The sequence below is a fragment of the Sulfitobacter sp. UBA1132 genome, assembly GCF_002311545.1.
GTDB lineage: Bacteria > Pseudomonadota > Alphaproteobacteria > Rhodobacterales > Rhodobacteraceae > Sulfitobacter > Sulfitobacter pontiacus.
In genome coordinates this window covers 41,050-60,189 of the sequence record NZ_DCAN01000016.1, presented here as the reverse complement: position 1 = coordinate 60,189, position 19,140 = coordinate 41,050, and the positions used below count along the sequence as shown (strand labels likewise).

Here is a 19,140-nt window from a genome sequence, read left to right as displayed (position 1 = left end):
TAAAACGTGTTACCGCACGTAAGCTGTTAGCCTTAAAGGTTATTTATCGCTAGACATTGCACTTTTAAATTGCGTTAATATTTCGATAGCGAGTGATTTCAGTACGAGTATCGATTTTTACACTTCGCCAAGTTTTTTTTTTGGCAGACATTTCAGGTGACACATGTTTTCGAAGCTCGTCCGGGCGCTTTCGCGCGTGCCGTGCAAATTTGGTATTCATCGCTGGCGTGACAGTACGACCATGCCGCAAAAAGTCTGTACGAGGTGCCACTGTCGGCGACAGACCTACGTTTAAGGTCAATGTCTCCGCTTCATAAGGCGCCCTTCTGAAGACCACATATAACGCTCCTGCCCCGCATATATTCTATACTGTGGGACAGAAGAAAGCTCAGTCACCGGGGCAGCGGCCTGCCCCGGTGAAGCATTCATCAGCCGTTGATCAGCACTTCGCCGAAGCTTTCGCGCAGATCACGTTTCAACACCTTGCCGGTCGCGTTGCGCGGCAATGCGTCGGTAAATACGACGCGATCAGGGATCTGCCATTTGGCGATCTTGTCTTCGAAGATCGACAGAATCTCTGCCTCGCTCGGGTCCTGGCCTTCGGCTTTCACCGCAATCAGGATCGGACGTTCGTCCCACTTTTCGTGACGGGCCCCGATGACGGCCGCATCCGCGATTTGCGGGTGACCGATCGCGATATTTTCAAGCTCGACCGAGCTGATCCATTCGCCGCCCGACTTGATGATATCTTTTGACCGATCGCGGATCGTGACGTAGCCGTCGGGGTCCATTGTTGCCACATCGCCCGTGTCGAACCAACCGTCCTTGTTCAGAGTCTCGCTGCGGGTCTTGCGGAAATAGCTGTCGAGAATCCAGTAGCCCTTGGTGACCAGATCGCCCTGTGTCACGCCGTCATGTGCCACGGGGTTACCGTCGTCATCAAGGATTTCAAGATCCACACCAAAGACCGGACGACCCTGATTTTCGCGCAGCTTGTTTTGCGCGTCGGCAGGAAGCTTGGTGTGTTTGGCCAGCAGCTGGTTGATGCTGCCGACGGGCGACATCTCTGTCATGCCCCAGGCGTGAATCGTCTCTACCCCGTATTTCTCGCGGAAGGCGGTCATCATCGACGGCGGGCAGGCAGAGCCGCCAACGACCGTACGCTGCAGGCTTTCCAGCTTGCTGCCGATCTTATCCGCCTCGTTCAGCAGCCCTAGCCAGATGGTTGGAACGCCAAGCGCCAGCGACACATGGTTGGTGTCGATCAGTTTCACCAGAGACGGGCCATCCAGACCGGGACCGGGCATTACCATCGCCGCGCCAACCATAGCGCAGGCATAGGGCGCGCCCCAGGCGTTGACGTGGAACATCGGCACGACGGGCAGCACCACATCCTTGGCCGTGATCGCAATGCTGTCGGCCAGGTTGATCCCGAAGCTGTGCAACACGGTCGAACGGTGTGAATACAGAACGCCCTTGGGGTTACCCGTGGTGCCCGAAGTGTAGCACAGGCTGGAGGCGGTGTTCTCGTCCAGATCCGGCCAGATGAACTCTGGGTCACCGCTGGCGATCAGGTCGTCATAGAACTTGATCCCGGGCAGTTGCGCGGCGGCTTCTTCGTCGGTGCCTTCCATCAGCACGACATGCTCAAGATGTTCAAGCTTGTCCTGAATGCCTGCGATCAGCGGCACAAACGTCTTGTCGATGAACAGCACCTTATCTTCGGCGTGGTTCAGGATATAGACAAGCTGTTCGGGGAAAAGACGCGGGTTAATGGTGTGGCAGACGAAACCGCCGCCCGATGCACCAAAGTAGATTTCGAGGTGACGGCGGTTGTTCCAGGCGATGGTGCCGCAGCGCGCCTGCGGGTCCAGCCCCAGATTTGTCAGCGCAGAAGCCAGCGCACGGGCATTGCGCGCGACTTGACCCCAAGAGGTCTGCTCCAACCCGCCGGTGGTCTTGACAGAGACAATCTCTGTCTCGCCGTGAAAGCGTTGTGCGTGTTCGATCAAGCTCGAAATCAGCAGCGGTTTATTCATCATTTGGCCAAGCATGGCGCATCCTCCCAATTAGTCGTTGGGTGCAAAATGGACAAATCACCCCAGTCTTGCAAGCGCCCTCATTGCTGCTTACGCAGGGTTCATGACAGTTATTTATCACACGCCCCTTTCCCCCGATCAGCAACGCGCCGCCGGTATGCCAACACCGCAACCGATGGCCATGGCAGATCAGGTCCGCTTCTCTGATCTGGACACCAATAACCACGTCAATAACACCGTCTATTTCGAATGGTTCGAACGGCTGCGCATCCGCTATACGCAGTCATTGGTGGAACGCGGGCTGATCGACAGCCCCGGCCCGCGCGTGGTGATCCGGTCAGGGTCGATCCGCTATCTGCAAGAGATGCTGGAGCGCGAGAATTACATCGTGACCTGCCGCTGCACCAGCTTTCGCAACACCTCTTACGCTTTGGCGCAAGAGGTTTGGGTAGGCCGCGAACTGCGGGCCACGTTCGAGTGTATTTTGGTGCTGCTGGAACGGGACGGCTCCGGTCGGTATCCCCTGCCCGACCGTTTGAAACAATATTTTGAGCAGACTGAAAACGCCCGCCCCGAGGGGTAATCGCCGCGCGCGCGTGCATCGAAAGGAACATAAGCTATGACACTCACCACCCGCCCGATGGAGGCCGCGGATCGCAGCGCTTGGGAAGCGCTCTTTGCCGGCTACGCCGCTTTCTACAAGGTCGATCAGACGCCGCAGATGCGTGAAACCGTCTTTGGCTGGCTGATGGACCCCGATCACGGCAGCAATTGCATCGTGGCACAGGATGCCAGCGGCGCGCTTGTCGGGTTTACCCATTACCGCCCCTTTGTCAGCCAGCTGCGCGCGGCGACGAACTGTTTTCTGGATGATCTGTTTGTCAGCCCGCAGGCCCGCGGCACCGGGGCCGCACAGGCGCTGATCAAAGCGGTTGAGACGGTGGCGAAAAACAACGGCTGGGGCACGCTGCGCTGGATCACGGCAGAGGATAACTATCGCGGGCGTGGTGCCTACGACAAGCTGGCAACCCGCACGGGCTGGGTGACCTATGACATCGCGCTGAACGGGTAGGCTGCAGCGTTGTGCGCGAGGTTGGGGATGAGGGGCGCTGCCCCTCACACTCCCCGGAGTTTATTTGGCAAAATGAAGCCGTGATCCTAATCGGCGTGTTTTGCAATAAAGGCGACAAGAGCGGCGGTTGAGCCGTCTTTATCGGTGGCAGGTGCCGCGCCCTCGACGATGGGTTGCAAAGAGGTGGCGAGCTCTTTGCCCAGCTCCACGCCCCATTGATCGTAGGAATTGATGCCCAGAATGACGCCTTCCACAAAGACGCGATGTTCATACAGCGCGATGATCTGCCCCAAGGTGAACGGGTCGAGCAGAGGGTAGCTGAGCGTGGTCGACGGGCGGTTGCCGGGGAAGACGCGGTGGCGCGCCTGACGGTCCAGCTCGGCACCGGTCAGACCTTTTGCCGCCATCATCTCTGACGCTTCTTGCAAGGATCGACCGCGCATCAAAGCTTCGGATTGCGCAAGGCAATTGGCGATCAGCAGCTTGTGGTGGTGCGTCAGGTCCGGCTCGTGCCCATTGGCCGCGATCAGGAATTCGCAAGGAATGACGCGGGTGCCTTGGTGGATCAACTGGTAGAACGCGTGCTGACCATTGGTGCCCGCTGCGCCCCAGACGACGGGGCCCGTGTGATAGGGCGCGGTTGTGCCGTCCATCAGGGTCGACTTGCCGTTGGATTCCATCTCAAGCTGCTGGAGGTAATCGGGCAGTTGCCCCAAGCGCTGGTCATAGGGCAGCACGGCGCGGGTGGCATAGCCGCATATCTGATTGTGCCAGATGCCGACCAAGGCCAGCAGCATGGGCATGTTCTCGTGCGGGGCGGCCGCGCAGAAGTGACGGTCCATCGCCTGCCCGCCGCGCAGAAACGCATCAAAGGCGCGTGGGCCAATGGCGATCATCAGCGACAGGCCAATGGGCCCCCAGACGGAATAGCGCCCGCCGACCCAGTCTTCGAAGCCAAAGACCTGATCCGCATCGATGCCGAAATCGCTGGTCTTGTCCTGCGCTGTGCTCAGGGCGGCAAACTGCTTTGCCGGATCGCCGCCATTCTCTGTCATCCACGCGCGTGCGGTGCGGGCGTTGGTCATCGTCTCGATCGTGGTGAAGGTCTTGGAAGCGACGATCACCAATGTGGTTTTCGCATCGAGCCCGCGGAGCGTGTCCGAGATATGCGCCCCGTCGACATTCGACACGAAGTGGCAGCGCGGCCCGTCATGATAGGGCGAGAGCGCCTGCACCGCCATCGCGGGCCCAAGATCGGACCCGCCGATACCGATATTCACCACATCCGTAATGTCGCTGCTGCGGATCTGATCCGCGAAACCGCGCATCCGGTCGAGCGTATCATGAACGCCGGGCATCACATCCGCCCCATCCACCATCACCGCCCCGCCATCAAGATTGCGCAGCGCCGTGTGCAGTACCGCGCGGTCTTCGGTCTCGTTGATCTTTTCGCCTGCGAACATCGCATCGCGGCGCGCGGGCACATCGGAGGCGTCTACCAGCGCCAGCAGCGCATCCATCGTATCGCGGTCAAGATTGGTTTTGGAGAAATCGAACAACATGTCGCCGGTCTGCGCGCTGAATGTCTGGGCGCGATCGGCTGTGTCGAACAACGACAGGATAGAGCGGTCTTGCACCGCCGCCTGCATACGGATCAAATCATCAAAATGCGTCATGGTGCCCAATGTACTGTTGCCTCGTTCAATACTGCGCCGATGGGGGCCTGGAGGGCCGGCAGGCTTTGCGCCTGTTCCACCGCTGCGCGTTTTTCATCGCCAAAGATCACAAGATGTTTTGACATTGCGCCTTCCAGCACCCTGCGCGACAGGGTGATACGCCCGATGTCCTGCCCGTCGACATCGATTGGACAGAGCGCCGGCGCGTCCGCGGCCATTGCCGCCTCCAGCCCGTTGGAACCCGGAAAGAGCGAGGCCGTGTGCATATCCGCGCCCATGCCCAGCAACAGCACCGACAGCGGCAATCGGGATTCGATCTTGGGGGACAGTGTTTCTGCGGCCTCGGCCGAGGTCAGCCCGTCGATGTAGAAAGGGGTGAACGCTGCCTCGGCCGCGCGACCCACCAGCAGGCGATTGCGCAAGAGCCGCGCGTTCGACATCTCGTGGTCGGGGGCGACCCAGCGTTCGTCACCCAGCATGACCTGCACCCGCGCCCAGTCAAGATTGGCCCCGCTGAGGCTGTCAAAGATCGGCCCCGGGGTTGTCCCGCCCGGCACGGCAAAGCTGACCGTGTCATGGGACAGCAGGGCGTTCTTCAGCTCCCCTGCGATCAGATTGGCGAGGTCCATCGCAAGGACTTCGCGGTCGGCATATTCGATCAACCTCATGCAGAATACTCCCGCCATTGGCGCTGGTCACGGCGCATCAGTTCGTTGGCATCTGTCGGGCCGTCGGACCCGCTGTCGTAGGGTTTGGGCACGTCATTGCGCGCTTCCCAGCCCTGGATGATCGGGTCGGTCCAGGCCCAAGCGGCCTCTACCTCGTCGCCGCGCATGAACAGGGTCTGGTTGCCACGGATCACGTCCATGATCAGACGTTCATAGGCGTCTACCTGTTCGGAGCCTTCAGGCCCCAAAGCGTCGGCGAATGTCATATCCAAGGGCACGTCCACCAAACGCATGCCGCCCGGGCCCGGTTCCTTGATCGTCACGCCAAGGGTGATGCCTTCGTTCGGCTGCAAACGGATCGACAGAACATTGCGGTGGCGGCCTGCGTCTTCGGCAAAAATCGAATGGGGTGTTTCCTTGAACACGACCGTGATCTCGGAGGACCGCGCCGCCATGCGTTTGCCGGTGCGTAGGTAAAAAGGCGTGCCAGCCCACCGCCAGTTACTGATGTGGGTTTTCAGCGCGACGAAGCTTTCGGTGCGCGAGCGTGGATCCCCCACAGCGGTACGGTAACCGGGTTGTTCGGCCTCGTTGCACGGTTCTGCCTGATATTGACCGCGGGCGATGTGGTGCGGCAGCACAGGGTCGAGCGCGCGGATCACCTTGAGCTTTTCATCGCGGACCGCGTCGGGGTCAAACCGCGCGGGCGGCTCCATCGCGATCAGGCACAAAAGCTGCATCAGGTGGTTTTGCACCATATCGCGCATGGCACCTGATTTGTCGTAATATTCGCCCCTGCCCCCGACGCCGACGGTTTCGGCCACGGTGATCTGGATGTGATCGACATATTGGCTGTTCCACAGCGGCTCGAACAGCATGTTGCCAAACCGCACAGCCATCAGGTTTTGCACTGTCTCTTTGCCCAGATAGTGGTCGATCCGGTAGATCTGGCTTTCGTCGAAATACTTGGCGAGCGTGGCGTTGAGCGCCTGCGCGGTTTTCAGGTCGCGGCCAAAGGGCTTTTCGACGACGATCCGGCTTTGCGCGTCAGCCATGCCCCATTGTTGCAGACGTTCCGCCAGATCACCGAACAACGCGGGCGAGACAGAGAAATAATAGGCCTCTACCCGTTCGGTCCCGGCCATGAGCTTTTGCAGCTCGGCCCAGCCGTCCTTGCCTTTCGCGTCAATCGCGACATATTCCAGCCGGTCGATGAACCCGTCCAGCTGCGCCTTCTCGTGCTCAAAGTCGCCGTTGAATTCGGCAATCGCCTCGCGGATCATCTGCTGGTAGCCCGCGCGGTCCATTTCTGTGCGCGCGGCACCGATGACTCGGGCGTTTTCGGGCATCTGCCCCGCACAAAAGCGCCGGAACAAGCCCGGCAGGATCTTGCGGCGCGCCAGATCGCCTGTGCCGCCGAAAATCACCAGATCAAAAGGATCGACCGGAATGACGCGTGATACCATGTGGATGCTCCTTGTCGCGAGGCTACGACGTTTGGGTGCCGAGATGTGATGTTAGCGCAAACATACTGAGATTTCCGTTTTTCACAAGTCTGTGCACCAAATGACACGGGGTTTTATTGCGCATACCATTCGCATAGACAAAGAAAAGTAATTTATACAGGTGAGGTCCGGTTTCCTATGAAAGACGTTGTCGACGCAAATATCGGTAAATTTCAGGATCCTGCCCTGACGGCCAAGGGCGAACCCCGCGCGACTGTCAGCCTGACAAACCCGCAGACGCTGTGGTTCAACACCGGCACCCTGTGCAACATTGAATGTGTGAACTGCTATATCGCGTCCAGCCCGACGAATGATGCGCTGGTCTATATCACCGCCGACGAGGTGCGCGATTATCTGGGGCAAATCACGCAGCGCAACTGGCCAGTGACAGAGATTGCCTTTACCGGCGGCGAGCCGTTCATGAACCCGCAGATGATCGAGATCACCGAAGCCTCGCTGGCCGCCGGATATGACGTGCTGATCCTGACCAACGCCATGCGCCCGATGATGCGTAAATCGGTGCAAGCGGGGCTGGTGCGCCTGAACGAAGCCTATCCCGGCAAGCTGACATTGCGCATTTCGGTCGATCATTATCGCACCGATCTGCATGACGCAGAGCGCGGCGCGGGCGCGCTGGAAAAGACAGTGACCGGCATGAAATGGCTGCGCGATAATAACATCCGCATGGCCGTTGCAGGGCGGTCGATTTTTGGCGCCACAGACGAAGACAGCCGCGCCGGATACGGGGCTTTCTATGCTGAACACAGCTTTGACATCGACCCGCAAGACCCTGGGATGACAGTGCTTTTCCCTGAGATGGATGAAACCGTCGAAGTGCCCGAAATCACCACCGCCTGCTGGGGAATCCTGGATAAATCCCCCGACGCGGTGATGTGTTCAAGCTCGCGTATGGTGGTAAAGCGCAAAGGTGCTGCGACCCCTGCCGTGCTGGCCTGCACCCTGCTGCCCTACACTGAAGAGTTTGAGCTGGGCCATTCGCTGGAAGAGGCGGAAAAAGACGTTGCCCTGAACCACCCCCATTGCGCCAAATTCTGCGTCTTGGGCGGGGCAAGCTGTTCGGCCTGACCCCGCTCCCGCACAGCACTAGGGGCGGATGATCGCGCCGACCTTGGGGTCGGCCTCCCCCCGTGCGAGGGTGGCATAGACCTCTTCCGCATCGGCCACGCCGTCATGTACCTGCACCTCCATCCAATCGGATGCGCTGGCCGCGATGCGTTTCCACGCGGCGGTGATCTGCGCCTCGATCTTGCCGGGGCCCCATTCCTCGCGCCGCTTGGCGACCTGTGAGGGCGCAAAGAAGAATTGCGGCTTGGGACCATCCAACGGGGCTGTCGGGGTGAACTGATCCCAATGGCTCAGCCCGACAGCCGAGGAATGTTTCAGCTGATTTTTCAACGTGCTGTGCAGTTTGGCTTTGACCGTACTATTGCCGGACATATCGACATAGACGGATGGGACGTGGTCCAGCGCGTCGATCTGGTCGTAGGTCAGCACCGTATCGCAATGCCCCAAACCTTCGACAAACGCGCGATTGCCAGCAGATGTGAGGCCCACGATCTTGACCCCGCGCGCCTCTGCCTCGGCGAGGTAGCTGCACAGACCCAATCCGGTCTTGGACGACGCGCTGCCCACAATAATCTGCTGGGTACCGAAGAAATCATTATCCAGCAGCCAGTCGTAAATCAGATAAGACGTCGCCAGCAGCGGTTGCAGCAAGGCGCGCAGGTGATCCTCTGATGCGGGGGCGGTTTTGACGGGCGTGTACTGATTATAGATCAAGGGCAGTTTCGCGCGATGTGCCGCCGCATCCACCAGACCCGCCGCGCCTTTTTCTGGCGTGATCACCAGTTCGGATGCCATTGGATAGAAGCCATAAAGCCGCGTGCCGAGCTCAAGCACATCTGTGCGGCTTTCGACAACCTTTGCAGTCCCCCACACGGGCACGATCCCCCATCCGTTCTCGGATGTCGGGAAAAACTGCCAATAGCCGATATCGAAACCCGCCGCCGCATAGGTCACATTGTTCGATGTCACCGCGAAGCTTTCGATCGCAAGACGCGCCTGCCCCGGTGCCAGCGGCTCTCCCTCCGCCTCGAGCATGCGGGTTTCGGTGATTGCGTTTTGATTGACCAATATCTGTTGCACGTAGATGCCTCCCCCTCGTTTTGCTTTAGCCTACCCCAAACGCGCGGGCTTGAACCACCAATTGACATTGACGTTACGCCACAAAAATCACGCCGGATTTAGTATCATTACATTTCAACAACTTAGCCTGATGAGCAAGTGAATCCCCGCCTGCCAAGGCCGCAGGCATTGCACCCGATATGCCCCGTCTGCTATACAAAACCGCAAGATATAGAACCAGCAAGAGCTAGGCAGATTACGTGAACGACACGCCAGAAACCCCTGAAAACGATGACGAAATCCCGGCTATGCGCCCCGTGTATGATGGCCCCTCGGTCAATATCGAACACGAGATGCGGACATCCTATCTGGATTACGCCATGTCGGTCATCGTTTCGCGCGCCATTCCCGACCTGCGAGACGGGCTGAAACCGGTTCACCGCCGCATCATCTATTCGATGTATGAAAAAGGCATCGCCCACGAAAAAGCCTACCGCAAGTCGGCAAAGTCCGTGGGCGACGTGATGGGTTCCTATCACCCGCATGGGGACAGCGCGATCTACGACGCTCTGGTCCGCATGGCGCAGGACTTCTCTATGTCGCTACCGCTGATCGACGGTCAGGGTAACTTTGGGTCGATGGACGGCGATAGCGCTGCGGCGATGCGTTATACGGAATCGCGCCTTGATAAGGTCGCGTCCTTCATGACCGGCGATCTGGACAAGGAAACTGTTGATTTCATCGACAACTACGATGGCAAAGAACGTGAACCCACTGTTTTGCCGGCACGGTTCCCGAATATGCTGGTCAATGGCGCGGGCGGTATCGCCGTTGGTATGGCGACCAACATCCCGCCGCATAACTTGGGCGAAGTGATCGACGCCTGTCAGGCCCTGATCGAGAACCCCGATCTGACCTCGGAAGAGCTGATCGAATATATCCCCGGCCCCGACTTCCCCACCGGCGGGATCATGTTGGGTCGTTCGGGCGCGCGCAAAGCCTATCTTGAGGGGCGCGGCAGTGTGATCATGCGGGCCAAGACCCGTGTCGAAGAGATTCGTAAAGACCGTTTCGCCATCGTCATCGACGAGATCTGCTATCAGGTGAACAAATCCACCATGATCGAAAAGATCGCCGAGCAGGTGCGCGAGAAGAAGATCGACGGCATCGCCCATGTACAGGATGAATCTGACCGCAACGGCGTGCGGGTTGTGATCGAGCTGAAACGCGACGCGACGGCCGAAGTGGTGATGAACCAGCTTTACCGTTTCACCCCGATGCAGACCTATTTCGGCTGTAACATGCTGGCGCTCAACGGCGGCCGGCCCGAACAGCTGACCCTGCGCAAGTTCCTGACATCCTTCATCGATTTCCGCGAAGATGTCGTCGCCCGCCGCACTGCCTATCTGCTGCGCAAAGCGCGTGAACGCAGCCACATCCTGTGTGGTCTGGCCGTGGCCGTTACCAATATCGACGAGGTCGTCGCGACGATCCGGTCCTCCGCCGATGCCGCGGAAGCGCGCGAAAAGCTGATGACCCGCCGTTGGCCCGCGGAACAGATCCTGCAATATATCGCACTGATCGACGATCCGACACATACCGCCAATGACGACGGCACCTATAACCTGTCCGAAGCACAGGCCCGCGCCATTCTGGAACTGCGTTTGCAGCGTCTGACGCAGATCGGAGTGAAAGAGGTCACCGACGAGCTGGAAGAACTGGCCAAGAAGATCAAGGAATACCTTGAAATTCTGGGCAGCCGCGAACGGATCATGGGCATCATCTCGGACGAGCTGGCCGAAGTGAAAGACCAGTTTGCCGTGCCGCGCCGCACAGAGATTGTCGACTGGTCCGGTGACATGGACGACGAAGACCTGATCGCGCGCGAGGATATGGTCGTGACCGTAACCTCCGGCGGCTATATCAAACGCACCCCACTGGTCGATTTCCGCAGCCAACGCCGCGGCGGCAAAGGTGTTTCGGGCATGCAAACGAAGGAAGAGGACGTCGTCACCACTCTCTTCGTTGCTAATACCCACACGCAACTGCTGTTCTTTACGACCGACGGCATGGTCTACAAGCTCAAGACCTGGCGCTTGCCCCAAGGCGGGCGCACGTCAAAGGGCAAGGCGATCGTTAATATCCTGCCCATCCCGACCGGCGTTTCCATCGCGGCGATTATGCCCGTGGACCGTGACGAAAAAGAATGGGACGATCTGCAGGTGGTCTTTGCGACATCCGCGGGCACCGTGCGCCGGAACAAGCTGTCGGATTTCACAAACGTCATGCGCAACGGCAAGATCGCCATGAAGTTCGAGGACGACCACGCCGACACCACGCTGATCAACGCACGCATCGCGTCGAATGACGATGATGTCATGCTGGTGACCAATTCGGGCCGCGCGATCCGCTTCCCTGCGACGGATGTGCGCGTCTTCAACAGCCGCGCCTCTGTCGGGGTGCGTGGAATCAAGCTGAACGGCGATGACAAGGTCGTCTCCATGTCGATCATCCGTCACTTCGACGCCAGCTCGGAAGAACGGACGGCCTACCTCAAGATGCGCCGCGCGATGGCCGGTCTGGCCGATGATGCGGAAGGCGACGAAGACGAAGCCCCCGCCGATCCGAATTTCTCGCAAGAGCGCTACGCTGAAATGTCCGCGGCCGAGAACCTGCTGCTGACAATCACCGAAAAAGGCGCGGGCAAACTGTCCTCCAGCCACGACTATCCCGTTCGCGGGCGTGGTGGCCTGGGTGTGACCGCGATGGACAAAGCAATGCGCGGTGGCGATATCGTCGCCTCCTTCCCTGTCGAGATGGATGATCAGATCATGCTCGCGACCTCTAAAGGGCAATCGATTCGCGTCCCGGTAGAGGGTATTTCCTTCCGGTCGCGCAGCGCCGGTGGCGTCAAAGTCTTTGACACCGGACGCGGCGAAGTTGTGGTTAGCGTTGCCTGGATTGCAGATCAGGGTGATGAAACCGGCGACGACGAGATCGCAACGCCTGAGGCGTAAGTCGCCCACCAAAATGTAAATAGCCGCCCCTCTTCCTGAGTGGGCGGCTTTTTTCTTTGCGCGCTACGGATTGGAAACCCATAAAGAAAACGCCCCCGAGGGGGCGTTTTCTAAACTCTCAGATCGTCAGATCTGTATTGCTTACGACCCGTTGGAACCGTTGGAGCCGTTTGTGCCGTTTGCGTCGTCATCGTTGCTTGCGATAACTGCGACAGCAACGATAACCGCTGCGATACCACCGGCCGCGGCGGGGCTCAGGCCTTCAAAGCCAACGCCACCAGCGGCGCTTGGATCGATGCAACGACGTGCAATGATGCCATCGATTTCGGTAGGTGCTTGGCAAGCGTAGGTAACGCCGTTTTCGCCAACAACTGTGGTTGGGTAGCCGGCAACGCCGGAATCACCACCAACAGCGGCTTGGGTTGTAACTTGGGCGGAAGCTGCGCCGGCAGTCATCAAAAGCGCGGCGGCGAATGCTGTGAAGCGTGTCATAATAATTTCTCCAGTTTGCGAAGGTCAAAAATCTTGATCATCATATCGCATATTTCAGGCGCAATAGCAAACTTGATATTGACGCTAGGGTCATCAGATCAAGTAAATGCAATTCAACCGACCGTTTTCGGGCTCGGCCAGACTATAATGCATATAGAGTGCTGAATTTCTCCGTCAAATAAGAAAGCAAGGGGGCCTCGCTCGGCTGCTCCCCGGTGGCGCGCGTGATCAGATCCCGCGGAGCGTAAAGCCCGCCGTGGCGCTGGACATTCTCGCGCAGCCAGCCCGTCGCCGCAGAGGTATCGCCCTGCGCCAATTGCGCATCCAGTTCCGGTACATCGCGGCGCAGCGCCGTATTCAGGCACCCGGCATAGACGTTGCCCAAGGAATATGTCGGGAAATAGCCGAACAAACCGACCGACCAATGCACATCCTGCAACACGCCGTTCGAGGGCCGGTCAACCGCATAGCCGAAATCGGCCTCGAACCTGTCGTTCCACGCGGCTTCCAGATCACCGACCTGCAGATCACCGGCCATCAGAGCGCGTTCCAGATCAAACCGCAGGAGCACGTGCAGATTGTATTGCAGCTCGTCGGCCTCGGTCCGGATATAGCCATCAGACACGCGGTTCACGATGCGGTAGAAGGTTTCTTCATCCGCCACGCCAAAATCACCGAAGGCATCGCGCATCTGACCATACAACCAGCCGGTAAAGGCACGGCTGCGCCCAAGCTGGTTTTCATAGATCCGGCTTTGACTTTCGTGCACCCCCATAGACACCCCCGCCCCAAGCGGCGTCAAAAGGTAGTCTTTGTCGATGCCCTGCTCGTAGCAGGCATGTCCGACCTCGTGGATGGTGGAATAAAAACAGTTGAACGGGTCCAGCTCGTTGGTGCGTGTGGTGATCCGAACATCAAGCCCCGACCCGCTTGAGAACGGATGCACGGCCTTGTCGACACGCCCCATAGCCATATCATAGCCGAAGGTGGTGGCGAGCTGACGTGTCAGCTTCATCTGGGTCTCCGCGTCAAAGCGGCCCTCTAGTACCGGCGGTGCTTCGGCGGCGCGCACGGCTTCACGCAGGCGCGTCAGCTCGGGGCGCAATGCGCCGAACATCGCCTCCAGCTCGGCAGCACGCGCACCGGGTTCATAATCATCCAGCATCGCGTCATAGACATCGCCGCCAGCAGCCAGCGCCTGCCCCTCTTCGCGCTTCAACGCGATCACCTCGGCCAAGGTTGGCGCAAAGGCCGCGACATCATCGGCGGCGCGCGCCTCGGCCCAGATGCCCTGCGCTTCCGAGGTGACCCGCGCGATGCGCGCGGCAAGGGCTGCGGGCACTTTAGAGCTGCGCGCGTGACTGCGACGGATGTCACGCAGCTGTGCTTGTCCGACGGGGTTCAGCGCCGCCTCGTCGATCCTGTCCAGCCACTCGGGAATGCGCGGATCAACACGGCGCGCATGAAGCACGCCTTCCATTGCCGCCATCTCCTCGCCACGCTGCGGGGCCGCCCCGCGTGGCATGACGGTCTCCTGATCCCAACCCAACCGGCCCGCGACCTGTGCCAGCGCCTCGGTTTCGCGCTGGAACGCCATCAGCTCATCAAAAGCACTCATCAGGATTTACCTCGTACAGATGTCGGAATGGGATAGGCGCTCAGGAAGCGGGCGCGCAGGATCAACACCCACAGCACCACGGCAAGCACCTGATGGAAGATCGCGATATGTACCGGTGCGGCGTTGATCACGGTCACAATGCCCAAGGCGATCTGCCCCAGCATCGCAATCATCATCAGGTTGAACGCTTTGCGCGTATTGGGATGCGCCGACTTACGGCCCCGCAGCCAGACCACGATAGCGAAGGCAAACAGCAGATAGCCCGCCATGCGGTGCATGAACTGCACCAGCCCGGGGTTTTCAAAGAAGTTGCGCCAGACCGGCGTGATGCTGAAGGCGTCAGGCGGAAAGAACTGCCCCTGCATCAGCGGCCAGTCGACAAAGAACCGCCCCGCATCGATCCCCGCGACCAGCGCGCCCAGCAGGATCTGCAGGAAGGCAAAATGCAACAGGCCCGTGGACATGCCGAAAAGCTTCGCCTCCTTGGCGCGTCGCGCCTGCATCAGGTCACGCTCGCTCCGGCCCAAGAGCAACGCATACCAGGTGATGAACCCGAGGATGACAAAGGCAAGCCCCAGATGCGTGGCCAAACGGTAGCTGGCGACATCCAGAACCGCCTCTCCGGTGGTGACGCCCGACGACACCATCCACCAGCCGATCGCACCCTGCAGACCGCCAAGACCGCCCAAGACAAGCAAACGCCCGGACCAGCCAACGGGGATCTGGCGACGCAAGAGAAACCACAAAAACCCGACAGCCCAGACCAGACCAATCACCCGCCCCAACTGCCGATGGCCCCATTCCCACCAGTAGATTGCTTTGAAATCAGACAGTTCCATCCAGGAGTTCTGGACCTGAAACTCGTCAATCTCTTGGTATTTGGCGAATTCCGACTGCCAGTCCGCCTCGTTCATCGGCGGCATGGCTCCGGTAAAGGGCTTCCATTCGGTGATGCTCAGGCCGCTGTCGGTCAATCGGGTCAGACCGCCCACGGCGATCATCACAAAGACCAATGCGAATAGGATGAACAGCCAGATACGGATGCCACGGCGTGCCCCACCCCGCCCGCGGTCAATGCCGCCAGCCTGTGCCACGGGGCGCGTGGCCTGCGCCTCGCCTACGTCCTCGAACAGCTTTCGTTTTTCGGCCATGGTGCCTCTCGTCTGCTAGGGTTTGTGCAGAAGTAGGACACAAGCGCACAAAGGTCTAGCCGCGCTCTTTCCAACGTACCATCTGTCGCAGGGTGCCGTGCAAGGTCTGCACGTCGGCACGGGTCAGCGGCAGGCGCGACCACATGTTGCGCAGATTGATCTTCATGCTGGCGGCCTTGTGCTCGGGGTAGAAAAAGCCGGCGGTGTCGAGACGTTCCTCGAAATGACGTGCGAGATGTTCGATCTCGCTGTTGTCGGCCCAGTCGGTGCCCGCCATCTCGACCTGCTCGGCCACGACATCGCCCTGCGCGCGCATCCACTCATAGCCCATCAGCAACACACATTGCGCAAGGTTAAGCGAGGCGAAGGCAGGGTTTACCGGCACCGAGACAATCGCATTCGCGCGGCTGATATCATCATTCTCAAGCCCAGCCCGTTCCGGCCCGAACAGCACCGACACACGGCGGCCCTCGCGGATCATCTGCGCGGCTTTGGCCATGGCTGCTTCAGGACTATACACTGGCTTGGTCAGATCACGATCACGCGCCGTGGTGGCAAAAACAAAGGCAGCGTCGCCCACAGCACCGGCGACATCATCATAGATCACTGCCTCATCCAGCAACCGCCCTGCACCCGAGGCCATAGCAACGGCCGAAGGGTTCGGCCAGCCGTCACGCGGCGCGACAATGCGCATGCGATCAAGGCCAAAGTTCCACATGGCCCGTGCGGCGGCACCGATGTTTTCGCCCATCTGCGGGCGCACAAGCACAAAGGCCGGGATCTGCGGGTGTTCTACTGTATCATTCATGGGCACCTCATACGCGCGCGGCGCGCACCTCGCAAGAACGACGGGGCGCTCCGCGCGCCTTCCAAATGGGAAAAAATCCTCGCCGAAGGCATAAAAGTTTTTCTTTCCCCGCGTGATCCGCTAATTGACGCGCAATAACGCAAAGGACAGCAAGCCATGGATACGCCCGAACAGCCGCAGCTTTACCTGATTACCCCGCCCGAGCTTGAACTCTCCAGCTTCCCCGACCAGCTGGCGCGTGTGCTGGATGCGCATGATGTGGCCTGCGTGCGTCTGGCGCTCAGCACCCGTGACGAAGATCGCGTAATGCGCGCGGCGGATGCACTGCGGGGCGTCACCGACGCGCGTGACATTGCGCTGGTGATTGCGGATCACACTTTGCTGGCGGAACGGTTGGGGCTTGATGGCGTGCATCTGTCGGATGCGGCACGCTCCGTGCGTCATGCGCGCAAGACCTTGGGCGATGACGCCATTGTCGGCAGCTTTTGCAACGGCTCGCGTCACGACGGCATGGCCGCAGGCGAAGCGGGTGCGGATTACATCAGCTTTGGTCCGGTGAACGCGTCCCTGCTGGACGATGGCACCCACGCCGAACTAGAGCTATTCCAATGGTGGTCCGAAGTGATCGAAGTGCCGGTCGTCGCCGAAGGCGGGCTCAACACCGATCTGATCCGCGCGCTCACCCCCGTTACCGACTTTTTCGGCATCGGGGATGAAATCTGGACCAGCGAAACACCCGAACATGCGCTCGCTGATCTGATTGCCGCGATGAAGTAACCACGCAGGGCGGGTGTTACAGGAACACCCGCTCTACGAACCAATAGGCCCCGATGATCGCAATCGCGACCGACGCCGGGATGGCGACAAAGCGACGGTAGGGTGCCGCGACCTGACGGAACTGCACCGACAGGAAACACCCGGTAAAGACCAGCGCCAGCGGGATCAGGAACACCGGCACCGGTGCCTCCAGCAGCGCGGCCACGGCGGGCATCGGTACAATGCACAGCGCCAGCGCAATCACCGTCAGCGCAACATAAAGCCCCTTGGTCGCACGCGGGTCACCCTGCCCGCGCATCACCCGCAGCGCCTGCCAGACACAGAGGAACATGACGGCAATCACGGTGAGCTGCCCGATCTCTACCCCGATGTTGAACCCGATGAGCGCGGGGATGAACTGGTCTTGCGGCAAGCCGAATTCCCCCAGCACCGAGGCAAAACCAAGCCCGTGCAACAGACCAAAGCCAAAGATCACCAGCGGTCTCCACGGGCTGAGCCCTGCAAGAAAGATATTCTCGACCGCGACATAGACGATAGAGGCGGCGATCAACGGCTCGACAATGCTACCGGGGACAGTCACCCAGCCAAGCGCGCCAAGCGCCAATGTCACCGTATGCGCGGCCGTAAACGCCGTGACCTGCCAGACCAGCGGGCGCAGATGCGTCGACAGGAAAAACAGCCCCAGCACGAACAGGATATGATCCAGCCCTTTGGGCAGGATGTGGTCAAACCCGACGGGAATATAGCTGGCAAACGCCTCCCACGCGGATTGCTGTCCGCCGCCCGCAAGCAAAATTTCGGGGCTTTCCGCGCCACCGTCCAGATAACCGGTATAGGGGTTTTCGACCCCTTGTTGGCGCAGAACCAGCGCGCCCGACCCATCAGGCCATGACACCACCAGCCCGCGCGTGTCTTGCGGCACCATTCCTTGCAGCGACCATTCGGCGATACGGGGCAGCTCTGGGTTCACGTCTTCGGGAAGCGTCAGCGCCACTGCCTCCAGCGCCACAGGCTCCCCATCGGCGCGCAGCAGCGGTAGCGCGTTCCACTGGGCCAGCAATTCCGGCGTACGGGCCGCGACCTCATCGGCGGGCAAGGCACGCAAGCTGTCGTAATCGCTGGCATTTTCGGCATCATTCGTATCGGCCACAGCGTCCAGATCAATGCCGGACATCAGCGCCTCTAGGTTCACGCGCAGATCAAGCGTGACCTGACCGTCGCTGCTTTGCACATCGGCGATGGTCGGCACGACTTCATGCGCCTGCGCGAGCCCTGCCATCCCACTTGACAAAACCAGCGCATAGGCCAGCTTGAGTATCAGTTTATAAAAGGTTGTTATCATGTTTCTGTCCCGTTTCGTACTCGTACTATCATTCTTATTACCAACTTCGGCTGTCACTGCGCATGAATTCTGGCTGGACGCGCCCGCGTATCAAGTACAGCCCGGCACCGAAATAACAACCGACATCCGCAACGGTCAGTTGTTCGAGGGCACACGCCTCGCCTATTTCCCGAACAGCACCGAACGGTTTGACGTGACTTTTGACGGGGAAACCACACCGGTCGCAGCGCGCATGGGCGATATCCCGGCGCTGAAGATGACCGCGCCGGATCAGGAAGGGCTGGCAATCGTCGCGCATCAGGCCAAGGCGACAATGCTGACCTATAAAGACTGGCAAACATTCGTCGGATTTACCGTGCACAAGGATTTCATGCAGGCATTGGCCGAGCACCGCTCGAAGGGTTACCCCCAAGACAAGGTGCGCGAACGCTATAGCCGCTATTCCAAGGCACTGATCGCTGTCGGCGACGGACAAGGTGAAGACAAAGCCTTGGGGCTTGAAACCGAATTTGTCGCTCTCACCAACCCCTACACGCTTGCGGCCGATCAGCAGATGGAGGTCGCGCTGACCTACCAGCAAGAGCCGCGCCGCGATGTGCAGGTCGAAGTCTATGAACGCGACGCCGACAAGAACGTCACCGTGACCAAATACCGGACGGATGACGCGGGGCACGTCCAATTTCCGGTTACCGCGGGGATGACCTATCTGGTGGATGCCGTGGTGCTGCGCCCTGCCCCGGACGTGGAAACCACCCCCACCAGCCCCCAATGGGAGAGCCTTTGGGCATCGCTGACATTTGCCGTGCCGGAATAGGCCTTTTCGCGCCGCC

The 19,140-nt window shown here is 59.8% G+C and carries 16 protein-coding genes; 6 read left to right on the top strand and 10 right to left on the bottom strand.

What is annotated here, in order from left to right; translation table 11 throughout:
* Positions 1-428: 428 nt before the first annotated feature.
* Complete coding sequence (locus B4F27_RS12320) at positions 429-2,054, bottom strand: long-chain fatty acid--CoA ligase (RefSeq protein WP_037944362.1); 1,626 nt, start codon at positions 2,052-2,054, stop codon at positions 429-431.
* Between the two features lie 88 nt (positions 2,055-2,142).
* Here B4F27_RS12320 and B4F27_RS12315 point away from each other — a divergent pair, with 88 nt between their 5' ends.
* Both B4F27_RS12315 and B4F27_RS12310 read left to right on the top strand, forming a co-directional pair.
* Positions 2,143-2,622 (top strand): acyl-CoA thioesterase, encoded by a 480-nt coding sequence (locus B4F27_RS12315; RefSeq protein ID WP_037944363.1) that lies wholly within the window; start codon positions 2,143-2,145, stop codon positions 2,620-2,622.
* 36 nt (positions 2,623-2,658) lie between these two features.
* Positions 2,659-3,111, top strand: a complete 453-nt coding sequence (locus B4F27_RS12310; RefSeq protein ID WP_286759814.1) for a GNAT family N-acetyltransferase — start codon at positions 2,659-2,661, stop codon at positions 3,109-3,111.
* 86 nt (positions 3,112-3,197) lie between these two features.
* On the opposite strand, the gene pgi is transcribed toward B4F27_RS12310, so the two are convergent.
* Genes pgi through zwf form a run of 3 tightly spaced genes read right to left on the bottom strand, consistent with a single transcriptional unit; the run spans position 3,198 to position 6,921 of the window.
* Complete coding sequence (gene pgi / locus B4F27_RS12305) at positions 3,198-4,787, bottom strand: glucose-6-phosphate isomerase (RefSeq protein ID WP_286759813.1); 1,590 nt, start codon at positions 4,785-4,787, stop codon at positions 3,198-3,200.
* A complete protein-coding gene (pgl, locus tag B4F27_RS12300; protein WP_286759812.1) occupies positions 4,784-5,455 on the bottom strand; it encodes a 6-phosphogluconolactonase in 672 nt (223 codons plus the stop codon). The genes pgi and pgl overlap by 4 nt, the downstream gene beginning before the upstream one ends.
* Positions 5,452-6,921, bottom strand: coding sequence for a glucose-6-phosphate dehydrogenase (zwf, locus tag B4F27_RS12295; protein ID WP_286759811.1), 1,470 nt, complete (start codon positions 6,919-6,921; stop codon positions 5,452-5,454). The genes pgl and zwf overlap by 4 nt, the downstream gene beginning before the upstream one ends.
* A gap of 177 nt (positions 6,922-7,098) precedes the next feature.
* On the opposite strand from zwf, the gene B4F27_RS12290 reads away from it, so the two are divergent.
* Positions 7,099-8,046 (top strand): radical SAM protein, encoded by a 948-nt coding sequence (locus tag B4F27_RS12290; protein ID WP_286759810.1) that lies wholly within the window; start codon positions 7,099-7,101, stop codon positions 8,044-8,046.
* Positions 8,047-8,064: 18 nt separating this feature from the next.
* Here B4F27_RS12290 and B4F27_RS12285 read toward each other — a convergent pair whose 3' ends face one another.
* Positions 8,065-9,126, bottom strand: a complete 1,062-nt coding sequence (locus tag B4F27_RS12285; protein WP_286759809.1) for a DUF2855 family protein — start codon at positions 9,124-9,126, stop codon at positions 8,065-8,067.
* 239 nt (positions 9,127-9,365) lie between these two features.
* Here B4F27_RS12285 and gyrA point away from each other — a divergent pair, with 239 nt between their 5' ends.
* Positions 9,366-12,122 carry a DNA gyrase subunit A gene (gene gyrA, locus B4F27_RS12280; protein WP_286759808.1) on the top strand — a complete coding sequence of 919 codons (2,757 nt, stop codon included), beginning with the start codon at positions 9,366-9,368 and terminating at the stop codon, positions 12,120-12,122.
* Between the two features lie 141 nt (positions 12,123-12,263).
* On the opposite strand, the gene B4F27_RS12275 is transcribed toward gyrA, so the two are convergent.
* The 4 genes from B4F27_RS12275 to B4F27_RS12260 form a co-directional block, all read right to left on the bottom strand.
* Entirely contained in the window at positions 12,264-12,614 is a 351-nt protein-coding gene (locus B4F27_RS12275; RefSeq protein WP_005853754.1) for a hypothetical protein, read from the bottom strand.
* A 142-nt stretch (positions 12,615-12,756) separates the two neighbouring features.
* On the bottom strand, positions 12,757-14,232 hold the full coding sequence (locus B4F27_RS12270) for a carboxypeptidase M32 (RefSeq protein ID WP_286759807.1): 1,476 nt from the start codon (positions 14,230-14,232) through the stop codon (positions 12,757-12,759).
* Positions 14,232-15,383 carry a heme A synthase gene (ctaA, locus tag B4F27_RS12265; protein ID WP_037944373.1) on the bottom strand — a complete coding sequence of 384 codons (1,152 nt, stop codon included), beginning with the start codon at positions 15,381-15,383 and terminating at the stop codon, positions 14,232-14,234. Before ctaA ends, B4F27_RS12270 begins: the two co-directional genes overlap by 1 nt.
* Before the next feature lie 55 nt (positions 15,384-15,438).
* Positions 15,439-16,191, bottom strand: coding sequence for an RNA methyltransferase (locus tag B4F27_RS12260; RefSeq protein ID WP_286759806.1), 753 nt, complete (start codon positions 16,189-16,191; stop codon positions 15,439-15,441).
* Positions 16,192-16,347: 156 nt separating this feature from the next.
* Between B4F27_RS12260 and B4F27_RS12255 the strand changes: the two genes are divergently transcribed.
* On the top strand, positions 16,348-16,968 hold the full coding sequence (locus B4F27_RS12255) for a thiamine phosphate synthase (protein WP_286759805.1): 621 nt from the start codon (positions 16,348-16,350) through the stop codon (positions 16,966-16,968).
* A gap of 16 nt (positions 16,969-16,984) precedes the next feature.
* On the opposite strand, the gene B4F27_RS12250 is transcribed toward B4F27_RS12255, so the two are convergent.
* Positions 16,985-18,310 (bottom strand): HupE/UreJ family protein, encoded by a 1,326-nt coding sequence (locus B4F27_RS12250; protein WP_286759804.1) that lies wholly within the window; start codon positions 18,308-18,310, stop codon positions 16,985-16,987.
* On the opposite strand from B4F27_RS12250, the gene B4F27_RS12245 reads away from it, so the two are divergent.
* The gene (locus B4F27_RS12245; RefSeq protein ID WP_286759803.1) at positions 18,309-19,124 is read left to right on the top strand and encodes a DUF4198 domain-containing protein; all 816 of its coding nucleotides are present in this window, start codon (positions 18,309-18,311) and stop codon (positions 19,122-19,124) included. The genes B4F27_RS12250 and B4F27_RS12245 overlap by 2 nt on opposite strands.
* Positions 19,125-19,140: the final 16 nt, after the last annotated feature.